General features: G+C 57.8%; 12 protein-coding genes. 6 read left to right on the forward strand and 6 right to left on the reverse strand.

Features of this window, described 5'->3' with window-relative positions:
- Nucleotides 1-51 precede the first annotated feature (51 nt).
- From focA to pflA, 3 genes are all read left to right on the forward strand, one after another.
- Nucleotides 52-912, forward strand: coding sequence for a formate transporter FocA (focA, locus tag BBB56_RS20650; RefSeq protein ID WP_123802803.1), 861 nt, complete (start codon nucleotides 52-54; stop codon nucleotides 910-912).
- A gap of 70 nt (nucleotides 913-982) precedes the next feature.
- A complete protein-coding gene (pflB, locus tag BBB56_RS20655; RefSeq protein ID WP_123802804.1) occupies nucleotides 983-3,265 on the forward strand; it encodes a formate C-acetyltransferase in 2,283 nt (760 codons plus the stop codon).
- 159 nt (nucleotides 3,266-3,424) lie between these two features.
- Nucleotides 3,425-4,165 (forward strand): pyruvate formate lyase 1-activating protein, encoded by a 741-nt coding sequence (pflA, locus tag BBB56_RS20660; RefSeq protein WP_123802805.1) that lies wholly within the window; start codon nucleotides 3,425-3,427, stop codon nucleotides 4,163-4,165.
- A 182-nt stretch (nucleotides 4,166-4,347) separates the two neighbouring features.
- On the opposite strand, the gene BBB56_RS20665 is transcribed toward pflA, so the two are convergent.
- The 6 genes from BBB56_RS20665 to lrp all read right to left on the reverse strand — a co-directional run bounded on the left by BBB56_RS20665 (nucleotide 4,348) and on the right by lrp (nucleotide 13,502).
- Nucleotides 4,348-5,499, reverse strand: coding sequence for an MFS transporter (locus BBB56_RS20665; RefSeq protein ID WP_123802806.1), 1,152 nt, complete (start codon nucleotides 5,497-5,499; stop codon nucleotides 4,348-4,350).
- A gap of 302 nt (nucleotides 5,500-5,801) precedes the next feature.
- Nucleotides 5,802-7,094 (reverse strand): serine--tRNA ligase, encoded by a 1,293-nt coding sequence (gene serS, locus BBB56_RS20670; protein ID WP_123802807.1) that lies wholly within the window; start codon nucleotides 7,092-7,094, stop codon nucleotides 5,802-5,804.
- Between the two features lie 93 nt (nucleotides 7,095-7,187).
- Nucleotides 7,188-8,531, reverse strand: coding sequence for a replication-associated recombination protein A (locus tag BBB56_RS20675; protein ID WP_123802808.1), 1,344 nt, complete (start codon nucleotides 8,529-8,531; stop codon nucleotides 7,188-7,190).
- A gap of 7 nt (nucleotides 8,532-8,538) precedes the next feature.
- On the reverse strand, nucleotides 8,539-9,150 hold the full coding sequence (lolA, locus tag BBB56_RS20680) for an outer membrane lipoprotein periplasmic chaperone LolA (protein ID WP_123802809.1): 612 nt from the start codon (nucleotides 9,148-9,150) through the stop codon (nucleotides 8,539-8,541).
- 177 nt (nucleotides 9,151-9,327) lie between these two features.
- Complete coding sequence (locus tag BBB56_RS20685; protein ID WP_123802810.1) at nucleotides 9,328-12,888, reverse strand: DNA translocase FtsK 4TM domain-containing protein; 3,561 nt, start codon at nucleotides 12,886-12,888, stop codon at nucleotides 9,328-9,330.
- A gap of 119 nt (nucleotides 12,889-13,007) precedes the next feature.
- On the reverse strand, nucleotides 13,008-13,502 hold the full coding sequence (lrp, locus tag BBB56_RS20690; protein WP_006118610.1) for a leucine-responsive transcriptional regulator Lrp: 495 nt from the start codon (nucleotides 13,500-13,502) through the stop codon (nucleotides 13,008-13,010).
- A gap of 527 nt (nucleotides 13,503-14,029) precedes the next feature.
- Between lrp and trxB the strand changes: the two genes are divergently transcribed.
- The 3 genes from trxB to cydC all read left to right on the forward strand — a co-directional run bounded on the left by trxB (nucleotide 14,030) and on the right by cydC (nucleotide 18,637).
- Nucleotides 14,030-14,998, forward strand: a complete 969-nt coding sequence (gene trxB, locus BBB56_RS20695) for a thioredoxin-disulfide reductase (protein WP_123802811.1) — start codon at nucleotides 14,030-14,032, stop codon at nucleotides 14,996-14,998.
- Between the two features lie 139 nt (nucleotides 14,999-15,137).
- Nucleotides 15,138-16,907 (forward strand): heme ABC transporter permease/ATP-binding protein CydD, encoded by a 1,770-nt coding sequence (gene cydD, locus BBB56_RS20700; RefSeq protein WP_123802812.1) that lies wholly within the window; start codon nucleotides 15,138-15,140, stop codon nucleotides 16,905-16,907.
- The gene (cydC, locus tag BBB56_RS20705; RefSeq protein WP_123802813.1) at nucleotides 16,907-18,637 is read left to right on the forward strand and encodes a heme ABC transporter ATP-binding protein/permease CydC; all 1,731 of its coding nucleotides are present in this window, start codon (nucleotides 16,907-16,909) and stop codon (nucleotides 18,635-18,637) included. Before cydD ends, cydC begins: the two co-directional genes overlap by 1 nt.
- Nucleotides 18,638-18,666: the final 29 nt, after the last annotated feature.

Genomic DNA, 18,666 nt, shown 5'->3' on the forward strand with positions numbered 1-18,666 from the left:
ACAGATACTCCTTTGTTAGTATTTTTCCAGACATCTTTTGGAGAGCGTTGTGTGAAAGCTGACAACCCTTTTAATCTGTTATTACCCGCTGCAATGGCAAAAGTGGCAGAAGACGCAGGCGTTTATAAAGCAACTAAACACCCTTTAACAACTTTCTTCCTTGCTATTACCGCCGGTGTCTTTATTTCCATCGCCTTTGTTTTTTATATCACTGCGACCACCGGTACCGCAGGTATGCCTTACGGCGTGGCGAAATTAATCGGCGGCATCTGTTTCTCTCTGGGTTTAATTCTGGTCGTCGTTTGCGGTGCCGACCTTTTCACCTCTACCGTTCTGATCGTCGTCGCCAAAGCCAGCGGTCGCATTAGCTGGGGTCAGCTGGTGCGCAACTGGATCAACGTTTATATCGGCAACCTGGCGGGGGCGCTCTTTTTCGTCGCCTTAATCTGGTTTTCCGGCGAGCATATGACGGCAAACGGCGCCTGGGGCTTGAACGTGCTGCAAACGGCCGATCATAAAATGCATCACACTTTTATTGAGGCGGTCTGCCTCGGCACGCTGGCAAATTTAATGGTGTGTCTGGCGGTGTGGATGAGCTATTCCGGCCACAGCCTGGTCGACAAAACCATCGCCATGATCCTGCCGGTTTCCATGTTCGTCGCCAGCGGTTTCGAACACAGTATCGCTAACATGTTCCTTATTCCGCTCGCCATTATTATTCGCGACTTCTCCAGCCCGGCATTCTGGCAGGCCGCTGGCGCCAGCGCCGACCAGTTCCAGGCACTTAGCCCCGTTAACTTTATTATCGATAATCTGATTCCGGTGACGATTGGCAACATTATCGGCGGCGGTTTGCTGGTAGGACTCACTTACTGGGTAATTTATTTACGCAACGGCTCTACCGCGCACTAACCATTTCTGGCAGATGCCGCCGCAGCTGGCGACATCAACATAAAGTCTTCTTAGATAAGGCAGGTATATCATGACCGATCTGAATGCAAAACAGGCTGCGGCCTGGGCAGGATTTGCCAACGGCGAATGGCAGAACAGCGTTAACGTTCGCGACTTCATTCAAAAGAACTACACCCCGTATGAAGGCGATGAATCTTTCCTGGCCGGCGCCACCGACGCGACCACAAAACTGTGGAACGCCGTGCTGGAAGGCATCAAGATTGAAAACCGGACCCATGCGCCCGTCGATTTCGATACCGATCTCGCCTCAACCATCACCGCGCACGATGCGGGCTACATTGAGAAATCACTGGAAAAAATCGTCGGTCTGCAAACCGAAGCCCCACTGAAACGCGCCATTATTCCCTTTGGCGGCATCAAAATGGTGGAAGGCTCCTGTAAAGTTTATGGCCGCGAGCTGGATCCGACGATTAAGAAAATTTTCACCGACTACCGTAAAACCCATAACCAGGGCGTGTTCGACGTTTATACCCAGGACATCCTGCGCTGCCGTAAATCCGGGGTCCTGACCGGTCTGCCTGACGCTTACGGCCGCGGCCGTATCATCGGCGACTATCGTCGCGTTGCCCTGTACGGTATTGATTTCCTGATGCAGGATAAACTGGCGCAGTTCAACTCGCTGCAAGACAACCTGGAAAACGGCGTCGATCTCGAAGCCACCATTCGCTTGCGTGAAGAGATTGCTGAACAGCATCGCGCGCTGGCCCAAATCAAAGAGATGGCGGCCAAATACGGTTGCGACATTTCCGGCCCGGCAACAAACGCGCAGGAAGCCGTACAGTGGACTTACTTTGGCTATCTCGCTGCGGTGAAATCACAAAACGGCGCGGCCATGTCGTTTGGTCGCGTGTCGACCTTCCTCGACATCTATATCGAACGCGACCTGCAAGCCGGTAAACTCACCGAAGAACAGGCGCAGGAACTTATTGACCATCTGGTTATGAAGCTGCGCATGGTTCGCTTCCTGCGTACGCCGGAATATGATGAACTCTTCTCAGGCGACCCGATCTGGGCAACCGAATCGCTGGCCGGTATGGGCGTTGACGGCCGTACGCTGGTGACGAAGAGCACCTTCCGTTTCCTGAATACCCTTTACACTATGGGTCCGTCGCCTGAGCCGAACATGACCATTCTGTGGTCAGAAAAACTGCCGGTGAACTTCAAGAAATACGCGGCGAAAGTCTCCATCGATACCTCTTCTCTGCAATATGAGAACGACGATCTGATGCGTCCTGACTTTAATAACGATGACTATGCTATCGCCTGCTGCGTTAGCCCGATGATCGTGGGCAAACAGATGCAGTTCTTCGGCGCGCGCGCCAACCTGGCGAAAACCCTGCTGTACGCAATCAACGGCGGCATGGATGAGAAACTGAAAATGCAGGTCGGTCCGAAAGAGGCGCCGATTACCGATGAAGTGCTGGATTTCGACACCGTTATGGGCCGCATGGATCACTTCATGGACTGGCTGGCGAAACAGTATGTGACCGCGTTGAATATCATCCACTACATGCACGATAAATACAGCTATGAAGCCTCGCTGATGGCGCTGCATGACCGTGACGTCTATCGCACAATGGCATGCGGCATCGCTGGCTTGTCAGTGGCTGCCGACTCGCTGTCTGCGATTAAGTACGCCAAAGTGAAACCGGTACGCGACGAAACCGGTCTGGCGGTTGACTTCGAAATCGAAGGCGACTATCCGCAGTTTGGTAATAACGATGCGCGCGTGGACGATCTGGCCTGCGATCTGGTTGAACGTTTCATGAAGAAAATCCAGAAACTGAACACCTACCGCAACGCTGTGCCGACTCAGTCCGTGCTGACTATTACCTCTAATGTGGTTTACGGTAAGAAAACCGGTAATACCCCGGATGGCCGTCGCGCTGGCGCGCCTTTTGGTCCAGGCGCAAACCCTATGCACGGCCGCGACCAGAAAGGCGCTGTCGCCTCATTAACCTCGGTGGCTAAACTGCCCTTCGCCTACGCAAAAGATGGTATTTCCTACACCTTCTCTATCGTGCCGAATGCGCTGGGTAAAGATGACAACGTGCGTAAAACCAACCTTGCAGGCCTGATGGATGGTTATTTCCACCACGAAGCCAGCATCGAAGGCGGTCAGCACCTGAACGTTAACGTGATGAACCGCGAGATGTTGCTGGATGCAATGGAGCATCCGGAAAAATATCCGCAGCTGACTATCCGCGTTTCCGGCTATGCCGTACGTTTCAACTCGCTGACCAAAGAACAGCAGCAGGACGTGATTACGCGTACCTTTACGCAGTCACTTTAACCTGATGCGATAAGCTGTAAAAAGGCTCCTTCGGGAGCCTTTTCTCCAAGGCCCGTTTTGTCTGCGCTCTCAAAGAAGAAGCCAGTCAAAACTGACTTTACCACTGAGCACAACAGAGATTGTGCGCCTGCTAACAGGCTAACCTGGAGAATCATCGCAATGTCTTGCAACGGTCGTATCCACTCATTCGAATCCTGCGGGACGGTTGACGGTCCCGGCATCCGTTTTATCACCTTCTTTCAAGGCTGCCTGATGCGCTGCCTTTACTGCCATAACCGCGATACCTGGGACACGCACGGCGGGAAAGAGATCAGCGTTGAAGAGCTAATGAAGGACGTGCTGTCGTATCGGCACTTTATGAACGCATCCGGCGGCGGCGTAACGGCATCCGGCGGCGAAGCCATCCTGCAAGCCGAGTTTGTGCGCGACTGGTTTCGCGCCTGCAAAGCCGAAGGCATTCATACCTGCCTTGATACCAATGGTTTTGTACGCCGCTACGATCCGGTAATTGATGAACTGCTGGACGTAACCGACCTGGTCATGCTCGATCTTAAGCAGATCAATGATGAGGTGCATCAGGTGCTGGTCGGCGTCTCTAACCATCGCACTATGGATTTTGCCCGCTATCTACAGAAAAGAGGCACGCGCACCTGGATACGCTATGTCGTCGTGCCCGGCTATTCCGATGACGATGACTCTGCGCATCGGCTTGGCGAATTTACCAAAGACATGGATAACGTCGAGAAGATCGAGCTGCTGCCCTATCATGAGCTGGGCAAACATAAATGGATTGCAATGGGCGAAGAGTACAAGCTTGATGGCGTGAAGCCGCCGACTAAAGAGACCATGGAGCGCGTGAAAAACATTCTCGCCAGCTACGGTCACTACGTTATGTACTAACCCGAAGGGAGCCTGAGGCTCCCTTTTTTGTCAGAAGCGCGGCAGAAAAACGTCTGATCTCCCTGCTCGCCTGGCCGACGCTCTGCTCATCAGACGCGCCGGTAAACAGGCCCGCGCGCGGCGCTGGTGACAACGTCTTCCGGCGCGTTACGCCTGGCGCACGGGTTACTCCTGCCTGCCTGTCAGGCGTGCGCCACCGGCGTCGCCTGCTGATCCGCCTTACGCAGCAGCATCACCAGATAAACCAGCGCCACACCGGCGATCATCACAAACAGAATGCGGTCAGAATAGTTCTGCATCAGCATCGCGGTCATGCTCGGACCCGCCAGGCTGCCCAGGGTATAGCTCAGCAGCAGCGCCTGATTCATCGCCACCAGCTCATGATGCGCCACCGTTTCGCACGCCCAGGACATGGCGACCGGATAGAGCGTAAAGCCTGCCAGACCGAGCACAAAAAGCGCAGGCGCCATCGCGGCGTTGGTCAGCATGGCAATCGCGCCCAGAATCACAACGAACACCTGCACGCGCAGCACCAGCAGGCGGCCAAAACGATCGGCCAGTCGGCCGATCGGCCACTGTCCGACGATGCCGGCGCTGACCAGCAGCGCCATCCAGTAGCCAACATTCGCATCGCTCATTCCCTGATGAGAGAGATAGAGCGGCATCAGGCCATAAAGCGATCCCAGAACGATACCGGAAATAACACAGCCGTTGATGCCCAGCCTTGAGCTGCGGCGACGCAACATTGGCCAGATTTTACCCGGCGCGGCCTCGGTGGCTTCGCTGGCGGCCGTCACTTTGACAAAAATCAGCGGCAGAATAGCGCACAGCATCAGAGCAGCAAGCCACGGGATCACGCTAAACAGCTCCGTAGAGACTTTGCTCACCAGCAGCTGCCCGGCCACGGTGCCGAGATAGTAAACGATCATATAGGCGGCCAGCAGCTGCCCGCGGTTACGCACCGTGCCGCTGCACAGCAGCGCGCTTTCCACCACGACCCAGATCAGCGCACAGCCGATACCCGCGCCAAAACGCAGGGTCGACCAGGCCCAGAAGCCTTCCAGCATCATTAGCCCGGCGGTCGCCCCAGCGAAAACCAGCGTGGCCAGATAATAGCTGCGATTAAAGCCGTAATGCTTGATCAGCCAGCCTGCAATCAATGTACCCAGCAGATTGCCGGTGTAAAAGGACGAGCTGACCACGCCAACCTGCCAGGTTGCCAGCGCATCGTGAGTTAGCCACAGCGGAACCAGCGTATTGAGCACTGCAATTGCAACCGTCAGCAAAAGCAGGCCGCAAAGCAGCAGCACCACGGGACGTGACCAGGTAGACATAGGGATAAAACCAAAGAAAAGAGAGGAAGTTGCGCGCAGTTTGCCACTGGCGAAATTAAAGGAAAAGCATAAAAAAAAGGCGCAGCACATTTTGCTGCAAGATAATTTAATTTATTAATCTTCAGTAGTTTACACAGCGGTGAAACCAGACGGGTTTTTAGGCTATCTCTATGAAAAACTGGATTTTTAAGCGCAACGCCCCTTGAAGGGTCGATAACGTTTATTTCTGATAAGTTTCCTCTTCGTACTTATTCAGACAATAAAAAACCCGGACGTGTCCGGGTTTTAATCATGCTGGCGCGTTAGCCGATAAACTCAACGCCATTCATATAGGGGCGCAGAACTTCCGGCACCTGAATACGTCCGTCGGCCTGCTGATAGTTTTCCAGCACTGCGACCAGCGTACGACCAACCGCCAGACCAGAGCCGTTCAGGGTGTGAACCAGACGCGGCTTTTTGTCGGTCTTGCTGCGGCAGCGCGCCTGCATGCGACGAGCCTGGAAATCCCACATATTGGAGCAGGATGAGATTTCGCGGTAGGTGTTTTGCGCCGGCAGCCAGACTTCCAGATCGTACGTTTTGGTTGAGCCTGCGCCCATATCGCCGGTGCACAGCAGCACTTTGCGGTACGGCAGTCCCAGCAGCTGTAGCACCTTCTCTGCATGGCCCACCAGCTCTTCCAGCGCGTCCATCGAGGTTTCCGGCGCGACGATTTGCACCATCTCAACCTTGTCGAACTGATGCATACGGATTAACCCGCGCGTGTCGCGGCCGTAGGAGCCGGCCTCCGAGCGGAAGCAAGGCGTATGCGCGGTCAGTTTGATCGGCAGACTCTCCTCTTCCACAATCTCGTCGCGCACCAGGTTGGTCAGCGGAACCTCAGCGGTCGGGATGAGCGCATAGTTGCTGCTGCCCGCTTCCTCGCTCAGCGGACGCGTATGAAACAGGTCTTCGCCGAATTTAGGTAACTGGCCGGTGCCGTACAGGGTTTCATGGTTAACCAGGTAAGGCACATAGGTTTCCAGATAGCCGTGCTGTTCAGTATGCAGGTCGATCATAAACTGGCTCAGCGCACGATGCAGACGCGCAATCTGTCCCTGCATAACCACAAAGCGAGAACCGGTCAGCTTAACGGCAGAGGCAAAATCGAGACCTTTCGCCAGCTCGCCCAGCTCCACGTGATCTTTGACCTGAAAATCAAACTGGCGCGGCTCGCCCCAGCGGCTGATTTCCAGGTTTTCGCTGTCGTCTTTACCCAGGGGAACGTCATCCGCAGGCAGGTTTGGCAGCGCCAGCGCAAAATCACGAATTTCGTTTTGCAGGGCATCCAGTTCCGCTTTGGCCGCGTCCAGGCGTTCGCCCAACGCGTTCACTTCCTGACGCAGCGGCTCGATGTCTTCCCCACGTGCTTTGGCCTGACCGATGGATTTGGATCGGGAGTTGCGCTCTGCCTGCAAATTCTCTGTTTCGACCTGCAAGACTTTACGACGCTCTTCGAGGGAGCGCAGCGTTTCCACATCCAGCTTAAATCCTCGGCGTGCCAGTTTTTCTGCGACTGCGTCTGGCTCATTACGCAGCAGATTGGGATCGAGCATGCTTATCCTGTGTAATAAAGGTTAATAGAATAGAGGAAGGCATTCCCGATGGAATGCCTTGAAAACCTTGTTCACCTTACCGTAACGTCTGTTTTAGCGGTAGCGTTTTGTCGGGCTATTTTGATCCTGTTCAGCCAGCCAGGCGAGCTTTTCGCCAATTTTGCCTTCAAGCCCGCGCTGCGTCGGCGCGTAATAGCGCGTCTGCGCCATTTCAGGGGGGAAATAGACCTCGCCAGCGGCATAGGCGTTCTCTTCATCATGGGCGTAACGGTACTCTTTACCCAGCCCCATCTCTTTCATCAGCCGGGTCGGCGCGTTGCGCAGATGCTCAGGCACATCATAGTCAGGATGCTCGCGCGCATCGCGCATCGCGGCTTTGAATGCGGTATAGACGGCGTTGCTTTTAGGCGCGCAGGCCAGATAGACAATCGCCTGCGCAATCGCGCGTTCGCCTTCGGCTGGTCCTACGCGGGTAAAACAGTCCCAGGCGGCAATCGCCACCTGCATCGCGCGCGGATCGGCGTTGCCGACGTCCTCTGAAGCAATCGCCAGCAGGCGGCGCGCCACATAGAGCGGATCGCCGCCGGCGGTGATAATGCGCGCATACCAGTACAGCGCCGCATCCGGCGCGGAACCGCGTACCGATTTATGCAGCGCGGAGATGAGATCGTAAAAACGGTCGCCCTTGTTATCGAAGCGCGCCGCGCGCTCGCCGGAGACTTCCGTCAGCAGCTGCGGCGTCAGCTCGCGTTTGCCCTGTGCATTGCTCTCCGCCATATCCGCCATCATTTCCAGCGTATTGAGCGCGCGACGGGCATCGCCGTTCACCAGCTCGGCGATCATACGCCGCGTGTTGTCAGGCAGCAGAATATCGCTGTCGCCATAGCCGCGCGCTTTATCCTGCATCGCCTGGTCCAGCACCTGCTCAATATCGGCGGTGGTCAGGGACTTCAGCAGATAGACGCGCGCGCGCGACAGCAGCGCAGAGTTCAGTTCAAACGAGGGGTTCTCCGTCGTTGCGCCGATAAAGGTGATGGTGCCATCTTCAATATGCGGCAAAAACGCATCCTGCTGGCTTTTGTTAAAGCGGTGCACCTCGTCGACGAACAGAATAGTGCGTCGCCCGACCTGACGGCTGTGGCGTGCTCGCTCGATCGCTTCGCGAATCTCTTTGACGCCGGAGGTTACGGCGGAGATACGCTCTACGTCAGCGTTACCATAGCGCGCGATAATCTCCGCCAGCGTGGTTTTACCTGTGCCTGGCGGTCCCCAGAGGATCATTGAGTGCAGGTGACCCGCCTCAATAGCGCGCGGCAGGGGTTTCCCCGGTGCCAGCAGGTGCTGCTGACCGATATACTGCTGGAGCGTTTCAGGTCGCATACGCGCCGCCAGCGGCTTGAAATCCTCAGAGGAAAAATCCAGAGACAGATTACCCACGCTTACCTCACTGTCGTTGGTCGTCTACCGTCACCCCTTTAGGCGGCGTGAAGGTAAATTTATCCGGGCTGATGGCGCCGTTTTTCTGGCTTTTAAGCTGATAGCTGCTGCGCTGGCCATCCTGCTCAATCGCGCTGAACTGATTAATGGTTCCCGAAGCGGTCACGGAAAGCGTGAACTGCTTGAGATTGCCGTCGCTGTTCTTCGGCGTCAGCTCAAAGGTGTCGCCCTGCTGTTTGATATTGTATTGCTGCCAGTCGGAGGGCTGGTTACGCGCAATCAGCATAAACGGCGTATTGCTGGTCGCATTTTTCAACAGGCTGACGCTGGCCTGTTCCACAAAGGGGTTATAGAACCACAGGTTTTTCCCGTCAGAGATGATTACGCTTTCATCCGGCGCGGTCATATGCCAGTTGAACAGGCTGGGCCGTTTAACCCAAAGCTCACCCTCGCCTTCCTGCACGTTAGCGCCGCTGCTGTCGGTCACTTTTTGCGTGAAGCTGGCGTGGAAGCTGTTGACCTTATTCAGGCGCTGTTGCAGATCGCTGGAAGCATCCGCCATTACGCTGGCAGAGGCAAAAACGGCCAACAGGCCAGGCACGATTAGGCTTGATTTCATCTGCTTCAATTCCTTATTTATCTCTATCCAGTGAATACTGTCTTTATTCTGGTCGCCGTTCCGGCATGGAGCCAGGAGAAAAACCCGAAAGCGTTATGTGATATAGGGGGTAAAACGCATCTAAACAATGGGCCAGTAAAAACTGGCCCATGATTGTTTGTTGCAAAGCATGTCGCACTACATTTCGTGCGGCGGTGGAGAAAGGACTTCGCGGTTGCCGTTATGGCCCGGCTCAGAGACAATGCCCTGCGCTTCCATCTGTTCAATGATACGCGCGGCGCGGTTATAGCCAATACGGAACTGACGCTGTACGCCAGAAATCGAGGCGCGACGTTTGTCTACCACGAAAGCGACCGCCTGATCGAACAGCGGATCCAGCTCTTCATCGCCCTCCAGACCGCCGCCGCCGCCTTCGCTCTCTTCGCCCGCGGTGATGCTCTCAATATATTGCGGACGGCCGCGCGCTTTCCAGTCCTGCACAACAGCGTGCACTTCCTGATCGCGCACGAAGGCGCCATGTACGCGAACCGGCATAGAGGAGTTAGGCGGCATATAGAGCATGTCCCCCATACCCAGCAGGGATTCAGCGCCGCCCTGGTCAAGAATGGTACGCGAGTCAATTTTACTCGACACGGTAAAGGCGATACGCGTCGGGATATTAGCTTTAATCAGGCCGGTGATCACATCGACAGACGGACGCTGTGTGGCCAGCACCAGGTGGATCCCCGCCGCACGCGCTTTCTGCGCCAGTCGGGCGATCAGCTCTTCCACCTTTTTGCCCACTGCCATCATCAGATCGGCGAACTCATCCACCAGCACCACGATATAAGGCAGTTTTTCCAGTACCGGCGGCGTGGTGTCCATACTGTCGCCCGGCTTCCAGAACGGATCGGGAATAGGACGGCCCATGGCTTCCGCCTGTTCCACTTTTTCATTGTATCCGGCCAGATTACGCACGCCCAGCGCCGACATCAGCTTGTAGCGACGCTCCATCTCACCCACGCTCCAGCGCAGCGCATTGGCCGCGTCTTTCATGTCGGTGACCACTTCGGTCAGCAGGTGTGGAATACCTTCATAAACCGATAGCTCCAGCATTTTCGGATCGATCATGATAAAGCGTACTTCTTCCGGCGTCGCTTTATACAGCATGCTAATGATCATGGTGTTCACGCCCACCGATTTACCGGAACCGGTGGTACCGGCAACCAGCAGGTGCGGCATTTTCGCCAGGTCGGCTACCACCGGCTGTCCGGCAATATCCTTGCCCAGCACCACGGAGAGCGGCGACGGGTTATCGCGGAATTTGGCGCAGTCGAGCACCTCGCGTAAATAGACCGTCTGACGATGCTTGTTAGGCAGTTCCAGCCCGACATAGGGTTTGCCTGGAATCACTTCCACGACGCGTACCGCGACGGCCGAGAGCGAACGCGCCAGATCGCGCGACAGGTTGGAGATGCGCGCGGCCTTCACGCCCGGCGCCAGATCCAGCTCGAAGCGAGTGATCACCGGACCCGGCGAAATACCTACTACCTCGGCCTTAACGCGATAGTCGCCCAGACGCGCTTCGACCAGGCGCGCCGTTTGCTCAAGGGCGAACATATCAACCGGCTCCTCTTCCGCTGGCGGCGACGTCAGCAGATCCAGCGTCGGAAGCGGCGTAGAGGGCTTCTCCAGCGGCTGATTATGACGCATCAGGAAAGGATGGATCAGGCTGTTATCCAGTGAGCCAGGCTGCGGCGAGGCGGCTGGCGCGGACGGGGCCGGAGTCTGCTCCGCCGCGGCGGGCGCAAACGCACTGGTCGCGGACGGCTGCGGCGGCGCGACTGGGGCAAACCCGCTGGTCGCTGACGGCTGCTGCGGCGCGGCTGAGGCAAACCCGCTGGTCGCCGACGGCTGCTGCGGCGCGGCTGGGGCAAACCCGCTGGACGCCGACGGCGCGGCAACCGGCACAGTCGGCTGCGCAACCGGCGTTTCGGCAGGCTGCTGCCACGACGCATGCGTCGCCGCTGGCGCGTCTGGTTCCGGCGTGCTGGCAATAGTAAACAGCGGCTCGCCCGGACCATCGTCCACCAAATCTTTCATGGGCGAGAAGTCGAACACAGAAGAGGTGTCCAGGTTAAATGCTGGAGACGTCTCTTCCTGTTCCACCTCGCCATAGCGCTGCTGCTGCTGAGAGGCGAACTGCTGCGCCAGCGCAGCCTGTTCCGCAGCCTGCTCTTCTTCCTCATCCGGCTGCCAGCTCTCGCCGTAGCGCTGCTGCTGCTGGCTGGCGAAGGCGTCGCGCAGCTGCGCCTGGTCCTGCTCGTCCTGCTGTTCAATCGACCATTCAGACTGGGACATCTCCGTCTGCGGCGATGTTTCGACGCGCTGCTGCTCTTCGGCTTTGGCTTTTTCCTCCGCCATACGCTGGGAAGGCAGTTTAATGCCGTAAGAGGCCAGCTCGCGGCGGGTAGGCAGTTTAACGGGGTTTGGACGCGGCAGCGCAGGGCCGATGCCCTGTTTTACCTGCGGGTTGTAGTCTGATTCAGGAGCCACATCGAACAGCGGTCCGGAGGCGGTCTGCGCAGCGACCGCGCCTGCTGCGGCAACCGAGGCAGTGGCGCTCACTTCAGCGTCACGCCAGTTGCCCATTTGCGGACCTTCATCCTCTTCCCAGCCGGTAAAGGCAGGCGCAGGCTGATCCTGCGGCATCTCGAAGTGATAACGCGGCGGCTCAGCGGCCGCGGCTGGCTGAGACAGCGGAGTCGCAGCCGGTGTTGCCGGTTGCTGAGGAGCCGCAACGGGCTGTACCGTCTCAGGCTGAACCGATAAGGGCGCGGCAGTCGGCGGAAGCGTCCCGGCAGCCGGTGTAACCGACGCGGCGGGCGTAACAGGCGCGGCAGCCGACGCAGCGGGCGCGATAGCTGCCGACACGCCAGCGGCGTCCGCAGCCGCGTTCAAGGCCGCGTCAGTGGCGGCCGCCGCTTTTGTCAGCAGCGGATCGGCCGCTTCCTGCTGTGGCTGTATGGCGCTGGCGCGCGGCGCGGACAGCAGTACGTCTTCGTCATCCTGCGTTGCGGCATAGCGCGGCGCAGCTTCAGCCTCATCTTCTTCTTCATCTTCCTGCCAGGGCTCATCGCGACGCGAGCGGTTGCTGGCAAAGGTCAGCACGCCCATGACTACCCCGCCGATGCGCTCAGCGATGGTCAGCCATGACCAGCCGGTGTAGAGCGTAATGCCTGCGGCCCAGACGCACAGCAGCGCCAGGGTGCCGGTAGCCGGACTAAACCACGGCGCGATAGCGTTGCTGACCAGACTGCCAATAACCCCGCCAGAAGCGAAATACCAGATGTCATCGGCGTTGAGCGCGGCTAACCCGCAGGTCGTGACGACCAGCGCCAGCACGCCGATCAGGCGCAGGCCGATAGCGAAGTAGTCGATATAATCCTGCTGCTCGCGCTGGCGGAAGGCAATCCAGCACAGCCCAATAATGACCGGCGGAATGGCATAAGCCATGATGCCGAAGATGAACAGCAGCGTATCTGCCAGCCAGGCGCCTACACCGCCGCCCAGATTGTGGATCGGTTCGTGCCAGGCGGTCTGCGACCAGCTCGGATCGGAAGGATTAAAGCTGACAAGCGACACCATCAAATAGATGGCAAAAAGGGAAACGAGTATCAGTAACGCTTCCAGCAGACGGCGTCCACTGCTGAGCGGTTTTAACGAAACTTCTTTATCTTCTGTGTATTCCTGGCTCAAGAGAACTCTCCAGGTGCCTGTAAATTATGAAGGCAACAGCGCCGGGCAAGCCCGACGCTGGTCCTGTATGAATTCACAGGAGTGTATCGAAATATCACAGGTTTTGCACCTGCGCTGCGTTATCGGGTTTTGATTACCAGCCGATTGCTCTGTTTGACCTCTTCCATGACCACGTAAGTACGGGTGTCATTGACACCAGGCAGACGCAGCAGGGTTTCGCCAAGCAGCTTACGGTACGCGGACATATCCGGCACGCGCGTTTTTAACAGGTAGTCGAAATCGCCGGAAACCAGATGACACTCTTGAGTTTCCTCAAGTTTTTGCACAGCGGCGTTAAACTGTTCAAACACATCCGGCGCGCCACGATTCAGAGTAATCTCAACGAAAACCAGCAGCGATGCATCGAGATAATGCGGGTTAAGCTGCGCGGTATAGCCCAGAATAAAACCCTGACGCTCCAGGCGACGCACACGCTCAAGACATGGCGTAGGCGATAATCCTACGCGTTTGGAAAGTTCTACGTTGGAAATACGACCATCTTTCTGAAGTTCATTCAGAATGTTTCTGTCGATTCTGTCGAGATCTTTTCCGGGGCGTTTCTTATTGTCTACCATTATTATTGTCTCTCTTAATTCCTTCCCTTTACCTGCCACACCCTGAAAACAGTCACTGTTCAAGGCATTATTGAAGTGAAGAATCAGAGCCTGTACGCCTTCGCGCATCCATCCGCATGACGCATGTTGTCTGTCCACATCATGCGTCATTACCCATGTCAGGCTGAAATTTATCCGGTGAAAAGGGCAAAACGAGGAATGAATTCCTGTTTTCGCTCTCTCCATCTTCTTCGCTTCTGTCATTGTTTTCGCAAAAGCGCAGGCGATTGTCAAAGTAAAAAGACTAAATTCAGGACAAGATGCCAGACAGACCGCTGGGTTACTGTTTTTAAATGAGTATTTTTCAACTTCTGCACCAGTAAAAACCGATTATTGCCCCTTTTTAGCGCAACGCGCGTGCAAAACGTTCGCTTATCGTCTACGCCGTTTGCAGCTATCGGCAACAAAATTTTCCAGCCCTTTTTTTGCCTCGTTAAATTCCCTACAATCCCAGGTCATGTTGTCAGCCGATTGAAACTGAGGATCATATGAGTACGGCCAAACACAGTAAATTGCTCATTCTGGGTTCCGGCCCGGCGGGTTACACCGCAGCGGTCTATGCTGCACGCGCTAACCTGAACCCGGTGCTGATTACCGGCCTCGAAAAAGGCGGTCAGCTGACCACCACGACCGAGGTAGAGAACTGGCCCGGCGACCCGCACGATCTTACAGGTCCCTCGCTGATGGAGCGCATGCACGAGCATGCCGAAAAATTTAATACCGAAATCATTTTCGACCATATTCATACCGTCGATTTACAGAACCGTCCGTTTCGCCTGACCGGCGACAGCGGAGAGTACACCGCTGACGCGCTGATTATCGCTACCGGCGCTTCGGCGCGCTATCTGGGACTGCCGTCTGAAGAGGCGTTCAAGGGCAAAGGCGTCTCCGCCTGCGCCACCTGCGACGGCTTCTTTTATCGCAACCAGAAAGTCGCTGTGATCGGCGGCGGCAACACCGCCGTTGAAGAGGCGCTCTATCTGGCGAATATCGCCGCAGAGGTCCATCTCATTCACCGTCGCGACAGCTTCCGCGCGGAAAAGATCCTGATTGACCGCCTGATGGAAAAAGTGCGCAACGGCAATATCGTGCTGCATACCGACCGCACGCTGGAAGAAGTCGTTGGCGATCAGATGGGCGTAACCGGCCTGACGCTGCGCTCCACGCTGAACGACGCGGAAACCGAGTCGCTGGAGGTCGCGGGCCTGTTTGTGGCGATTGGCCATAGCCCCAACACGGCGATCTTTGAAGGTCAGCTGGCGCTGGAAAATGGCTATATCAAGGTGCAGTCCGGCCTGCATGGCAACGCCACGCAAACCAGCATTCCGGGCGTATTCGCCGCAGGCGACGTCATGGACCATATCTATCGTCAGGCGATTACCTCTGCGGGCACCGGCTGTATGGCCGCGCTGGATGCTGAGCGTTATCTGGACGGTCTGGTTAAAAACGATCGGTAAGTTGTTATTTCTCTGATCCAGGTTATACAAGGCGACGGTTTTTCAGTCGCCTTTTTTTATGCCGTCATGCTAGATTCGTGCGCCTGAAGAGAACGCCTTTTCTCCTTTGGTTGGTCACTGGCAATGCATACGGTCTCGCATGAATAAAACGCGGCAACAGGAACTTACCCGCTGGCTACGCCAGCAACGCGCCTGGGGCGGTCGCTGGCTGCGGCTGGCGACCCTCGCCGGGCTGCTCAGCGCGCTGGTGATTATCGCTCAGGCCTGGCTACTGGCCTTTCTGCTCCAGGCGCTGATTGTCGAGCAGCGACCGCGCGGCGACCTGCTTCTCCCCTTTGGCTGTTTGCTGCTCTGCTTTGCGCTGCGCGCCCTGCTCAACTACGGGCGCGAGATGGCGGGCTTCCGCGCCGGTCAGGCCATTCGCCGGGCATTGCGTCAGCAGGTGCTGGATCGCCTCTCCGCGCTGGGACCCGCCTGGATTCGCGGCAAACCCGCAGGCAGCTGGGCGACGCTGCTGCTGGAGCAGGTCGAAGAGATGCAGGACTACTATGCGCGCTATCTGCCGCAGATGACGCTGGCCGCGCTGATTCCGCTCTGTATTCTTCTTACCCTGTTTCCGCTGAACTGGGCGGCTGGCCTGATTCTGCTGGCTACCGCGCCGCTGATCCCGCTGTTTATGGCGCTGGTCGGCATGGGAGCCGCTGACGCCAACCGCCGCAATTTTATCGCGCTGGCCCGCCTGAGCGGCGACTTTCTCGATCGCCTGCGCGGACGCGAGACCCTGCGCCTGTTTCATCGCGCCGAGGCGGAAACCGTCGCCATCGCCCAGTCCACCACAGATTTCCGCCAGCGCACCATGGACGTGCTGCGTCTCGCCTTTCTCTCTTCGGCCGTGCTGGAATTTTTCGCGTCGCTGGCGATTGCCGTGGTGGCGGTCTATTTCGGTTTCTCCTACCTCGGCGAACTGCATTTCGGCGCCTACGGCCAGGGCGTCACGCTGTTTGCCGGTTTTATCGCCCTGATCCTGGCGCCGGAATTTTTTCAGCCGCTGCGCGATCTCGGCGCGTTTTACCATGCGAAAGCGCAGGCGGTCGGCGGAGCGGAAGCGCTGGAGCGCTTTATGCGCGAAAGCCCGCAGCCTGTGGAAACAGGCGGCTGCGCTGAGCCTGACGCCGATGCGGCGATAACCCTCGTCGCTGAAGATCTGGTGGCCCTGAGCGCGGATAAACAGCCATTGTGCGGTCCACTGAGCTTTACCCTTGCAGCAGGCGAGCGCGTGGCGCTGGTGGGACAAAGCGGCGCGGGAAAAACCGTGCTGATGAACGTGCTGCTCGGCTTTCTGCCGTATGAGGGTTCACTGCGCGTCAACGGCACTGAGCTGCGTGAAATGAGCCGCAGCGCCTGGCAGCAACAGATCGCCTGGCTTGGGCAGAACCCGCAGCTGCCGGCGGACAGGCTGTACGATAACATCGTGATGGGCAGCGCTCAGGACGAGGCTAAGCTGGCGCGATTGCTGGCAGACTGTGGCATCGATGAATTTTTACCCCGCCTCGCTCAGGGTATCGCGACGCGCACGGGCGACGAGGGAGCCGGTCTCTCTGTTGGTCAGGCGCAGCGCATTGTGCTGGCCCGCACGCTGTATAAACCGGCGCGTCTGCTGCTGCTGGATGAGCCTGCCGCCAGTCTTGACAGCCACAGCGAGCAGCATGTGATGCGCGCGCTTGAAAAGGCCTCTCGCCAGCAGACCACCCTGATGATCACCCACCAGCTCGATCGGCTGGCCCACTGGGACGCGATTTGGGTCATGCAGGAGGGTCGACTGGTTCAGCAAGGGAGCTGGCAAACGCTGGCGAGCGCGCCGGGTCCTTTCAGCCAGATGGTGTCGCATCGTCAACAGGAGATTGATTAATGTCTGCGCTGCGTCCTTTCCTGCGCCTGTATCAGCGCCATCCCTACCGCCTGCTGCTCGGGGTGCTGCTCGCTATCGCCACGTTACTGGCCAGTATCGGCCTGCTCACGCTGTCGGGCTGGTTCCTGGCCGCCTCGTCGCTGGCGGGCATGGCGGGTCTTTACAGCTTTAACTATATGCTGCCCGCCGCGGGCGTGCGCGGCGCGGCAATCATACGCACCGCCGCGCGCTATTTCGAGCGCCTGGTCAGCCACGACGCGACCTTTCGCGTGCTGCAACATCTGCGCGTATTTACCTTCAGCCGCCTGATTGCGCTATCGCCTGGCCAGCTCGCCGCCTTTCGTCAGGGCGATCTGCTCAATCGTTTTGTCAGCGATGTGGATACGCTCGACCACCTCTATTTACGGGTGATGGCGCCGCTCGCCGGGGCCTTTGTGGTAATCCTGGCGGTAACGCTGGGCATCAGCCTGATCGATCTTCCGCTGGCGCTGATCCTGGGCGGCATTATGCTGGCGACGCTGATTATCCTGCCGCCGCTGTTTTATCGGCTGGGCGCGCCTGCTGGCCGCGCGATCGCCCGGCAGCGCGCCCGCTGGCGTTTGCAGCTTATGCACTGGCTGAGCGGCCAGGCCGAACTGACGATTTACGCGCTGGCGGCGCGCTGGCGCCAGCGGCTCGACCTTGAGGAACGCCGCTGGCAAGAGGCGCAGCGTCAGCAGCACCGTTTGCAGGCGCTGTCACAAAGTCTGCTGCTGCTGCTGAGCGGCGGGACCGTAACGCTGCTGCTGTGGCTCAGCGCAGATGGCCTGGCCAACTGGCCTGCGCCAGGGGCATTGATTGCGCTGGTGGTGTTCTGCGCGCTGGCGGCTTTCGAAGCGCTGGCGCCGGTTGCGGGGGCCTTTTTGCCGCTGGCGCAGGTGTCGGCTGCCGCTGAGCGCGTCAACGCCATTATCGATCAGCCCCCTGCTCTCATCTTTCCGCCAGCCTCGGCTATCGAGCCGGGCAGCCTGGCCGTAGCCATAGAAAAAGTGATTTTTCACTATCCACAGCGTGGCGAAGCGGTGCTGAATCATTTCTCTCTGCACATTCAGCCTGGCGAGCGCATGGCCCTGCTCGGCCCGACGGGCTGTGGTAAATCCACCCTGCTGGCGCTGCTGACGCGCGCCTGGGACGTGGAGTCCGGTTCTGTCGCCCTGCAAAACGTCGCGCTGAGCCGCTGGAGCGAAGCCGCGCTACGCCAGCGTATTAGCGTAGTAACGCAGCGTGTGCACCTGTTTAACCAGACGCTGCGCGACAACCTGCGGATCGCGCGGCCGGATGCCAGCGACGCGCGGCTGAGCGACGTGTTGCACCAGACCGGGCTGGCGCGCCTGCTGGAAGGTGATGAGGGGCTGAACGCGTGGCTCGGCGAAGGCGGGCGTCCCCTGTCAGGCGGCGAACTGCGACGGCTGGCTATTGCGCGCGCGCTGCTGCACGATGGCGATCTCTGGCTGCTGGATGAGCCTACTGAAGGGCTTGACGCTACCACCGAACACCATATTCTGGCGCTGCTCCAGCGGGTCACCGCCGGGAAAACCCTGATTATGGTTACGCACCGGCTGACCGGGCTGGCGGCGCTGGATCGCATCTGCGTGATGGAAAACGGCCAAATCGTTGAACAGGGCACTCATCACGAATTAATCTCAAAAGAGGGGCGCTACTGGCATTACCAGCAGCGCATTGCGCTATAGTCTTAGCGAAAAGCCGACGAGTAAAGATG

This window comes from Candidatus Pantoea deserta, assembly GCF_003813865.1.
GTDB classification, from domain to species: Bacteria; Pseudomonadota; Gammaproteobacteria; order Enterobacterales; family Enterobacteriaceae; genus Pantoea; species Pantoea deserta.

Coding starts and splice junctions, on each gene's coding strand:
- pflB (WP_123802804.1), top strand. CDS start 983: ATGACCGATCTGAATGCAAAACAGGCTGCGGCCTGGGCAGGATTTGCC.
- pflA (WP_123802805.1), top strand. CDS start 3,425: ATGTCTTGCAACGGTCGTATCCACTCATTCGAATCCTGCGGGACGGTT.
- BBB56_RS20665 (WP_123802806.1), bottom strand. CDS start 5,499: ATGTCTACCTGGTCACGTCCCGTGGTGCTGCTGCTTTGCGGCCTGCTT.
- serS (WP_123802807.1), bottom strand. CDS start 7,094: ATGCTCGATCCCAATCTGCTGCGTAATGAGCCAGACGCAGTCGCAGAA.
- lolA (WP_123802809.1), bottom strand. CDS start 9,150: ATGAAATCAAGCCTAATCGTGCCTGGCCTGTTGGCCGTTTTTGCCTCT.
- lrp (WP_006118610.1), bottom strand. CDS start 13,502: ATGGTAGACAATAAGAAACGCCCCGGAAAAGATCTCGACAGAATCGAC.
- trxB (WP_123802811.1), top strand. CDS start 14,030: ATGAGTACGGCCAAACACAGTAAATTGCTCATTCTGGGTTCCGGCCCG.
- cydD (WP_123802812.1), top strand. CDS start 15,138: ATGAATAAAACGCGGCAACAGGAACTTACCCGCTGGCTACGCCAGCAA.
- cydC (WP_123802813.1), top strand. CDS start 16,907: ATGTCTGCGCTGCGTCCTTTCCTGCGCCTGTATCAGCGCCATCCCTAC.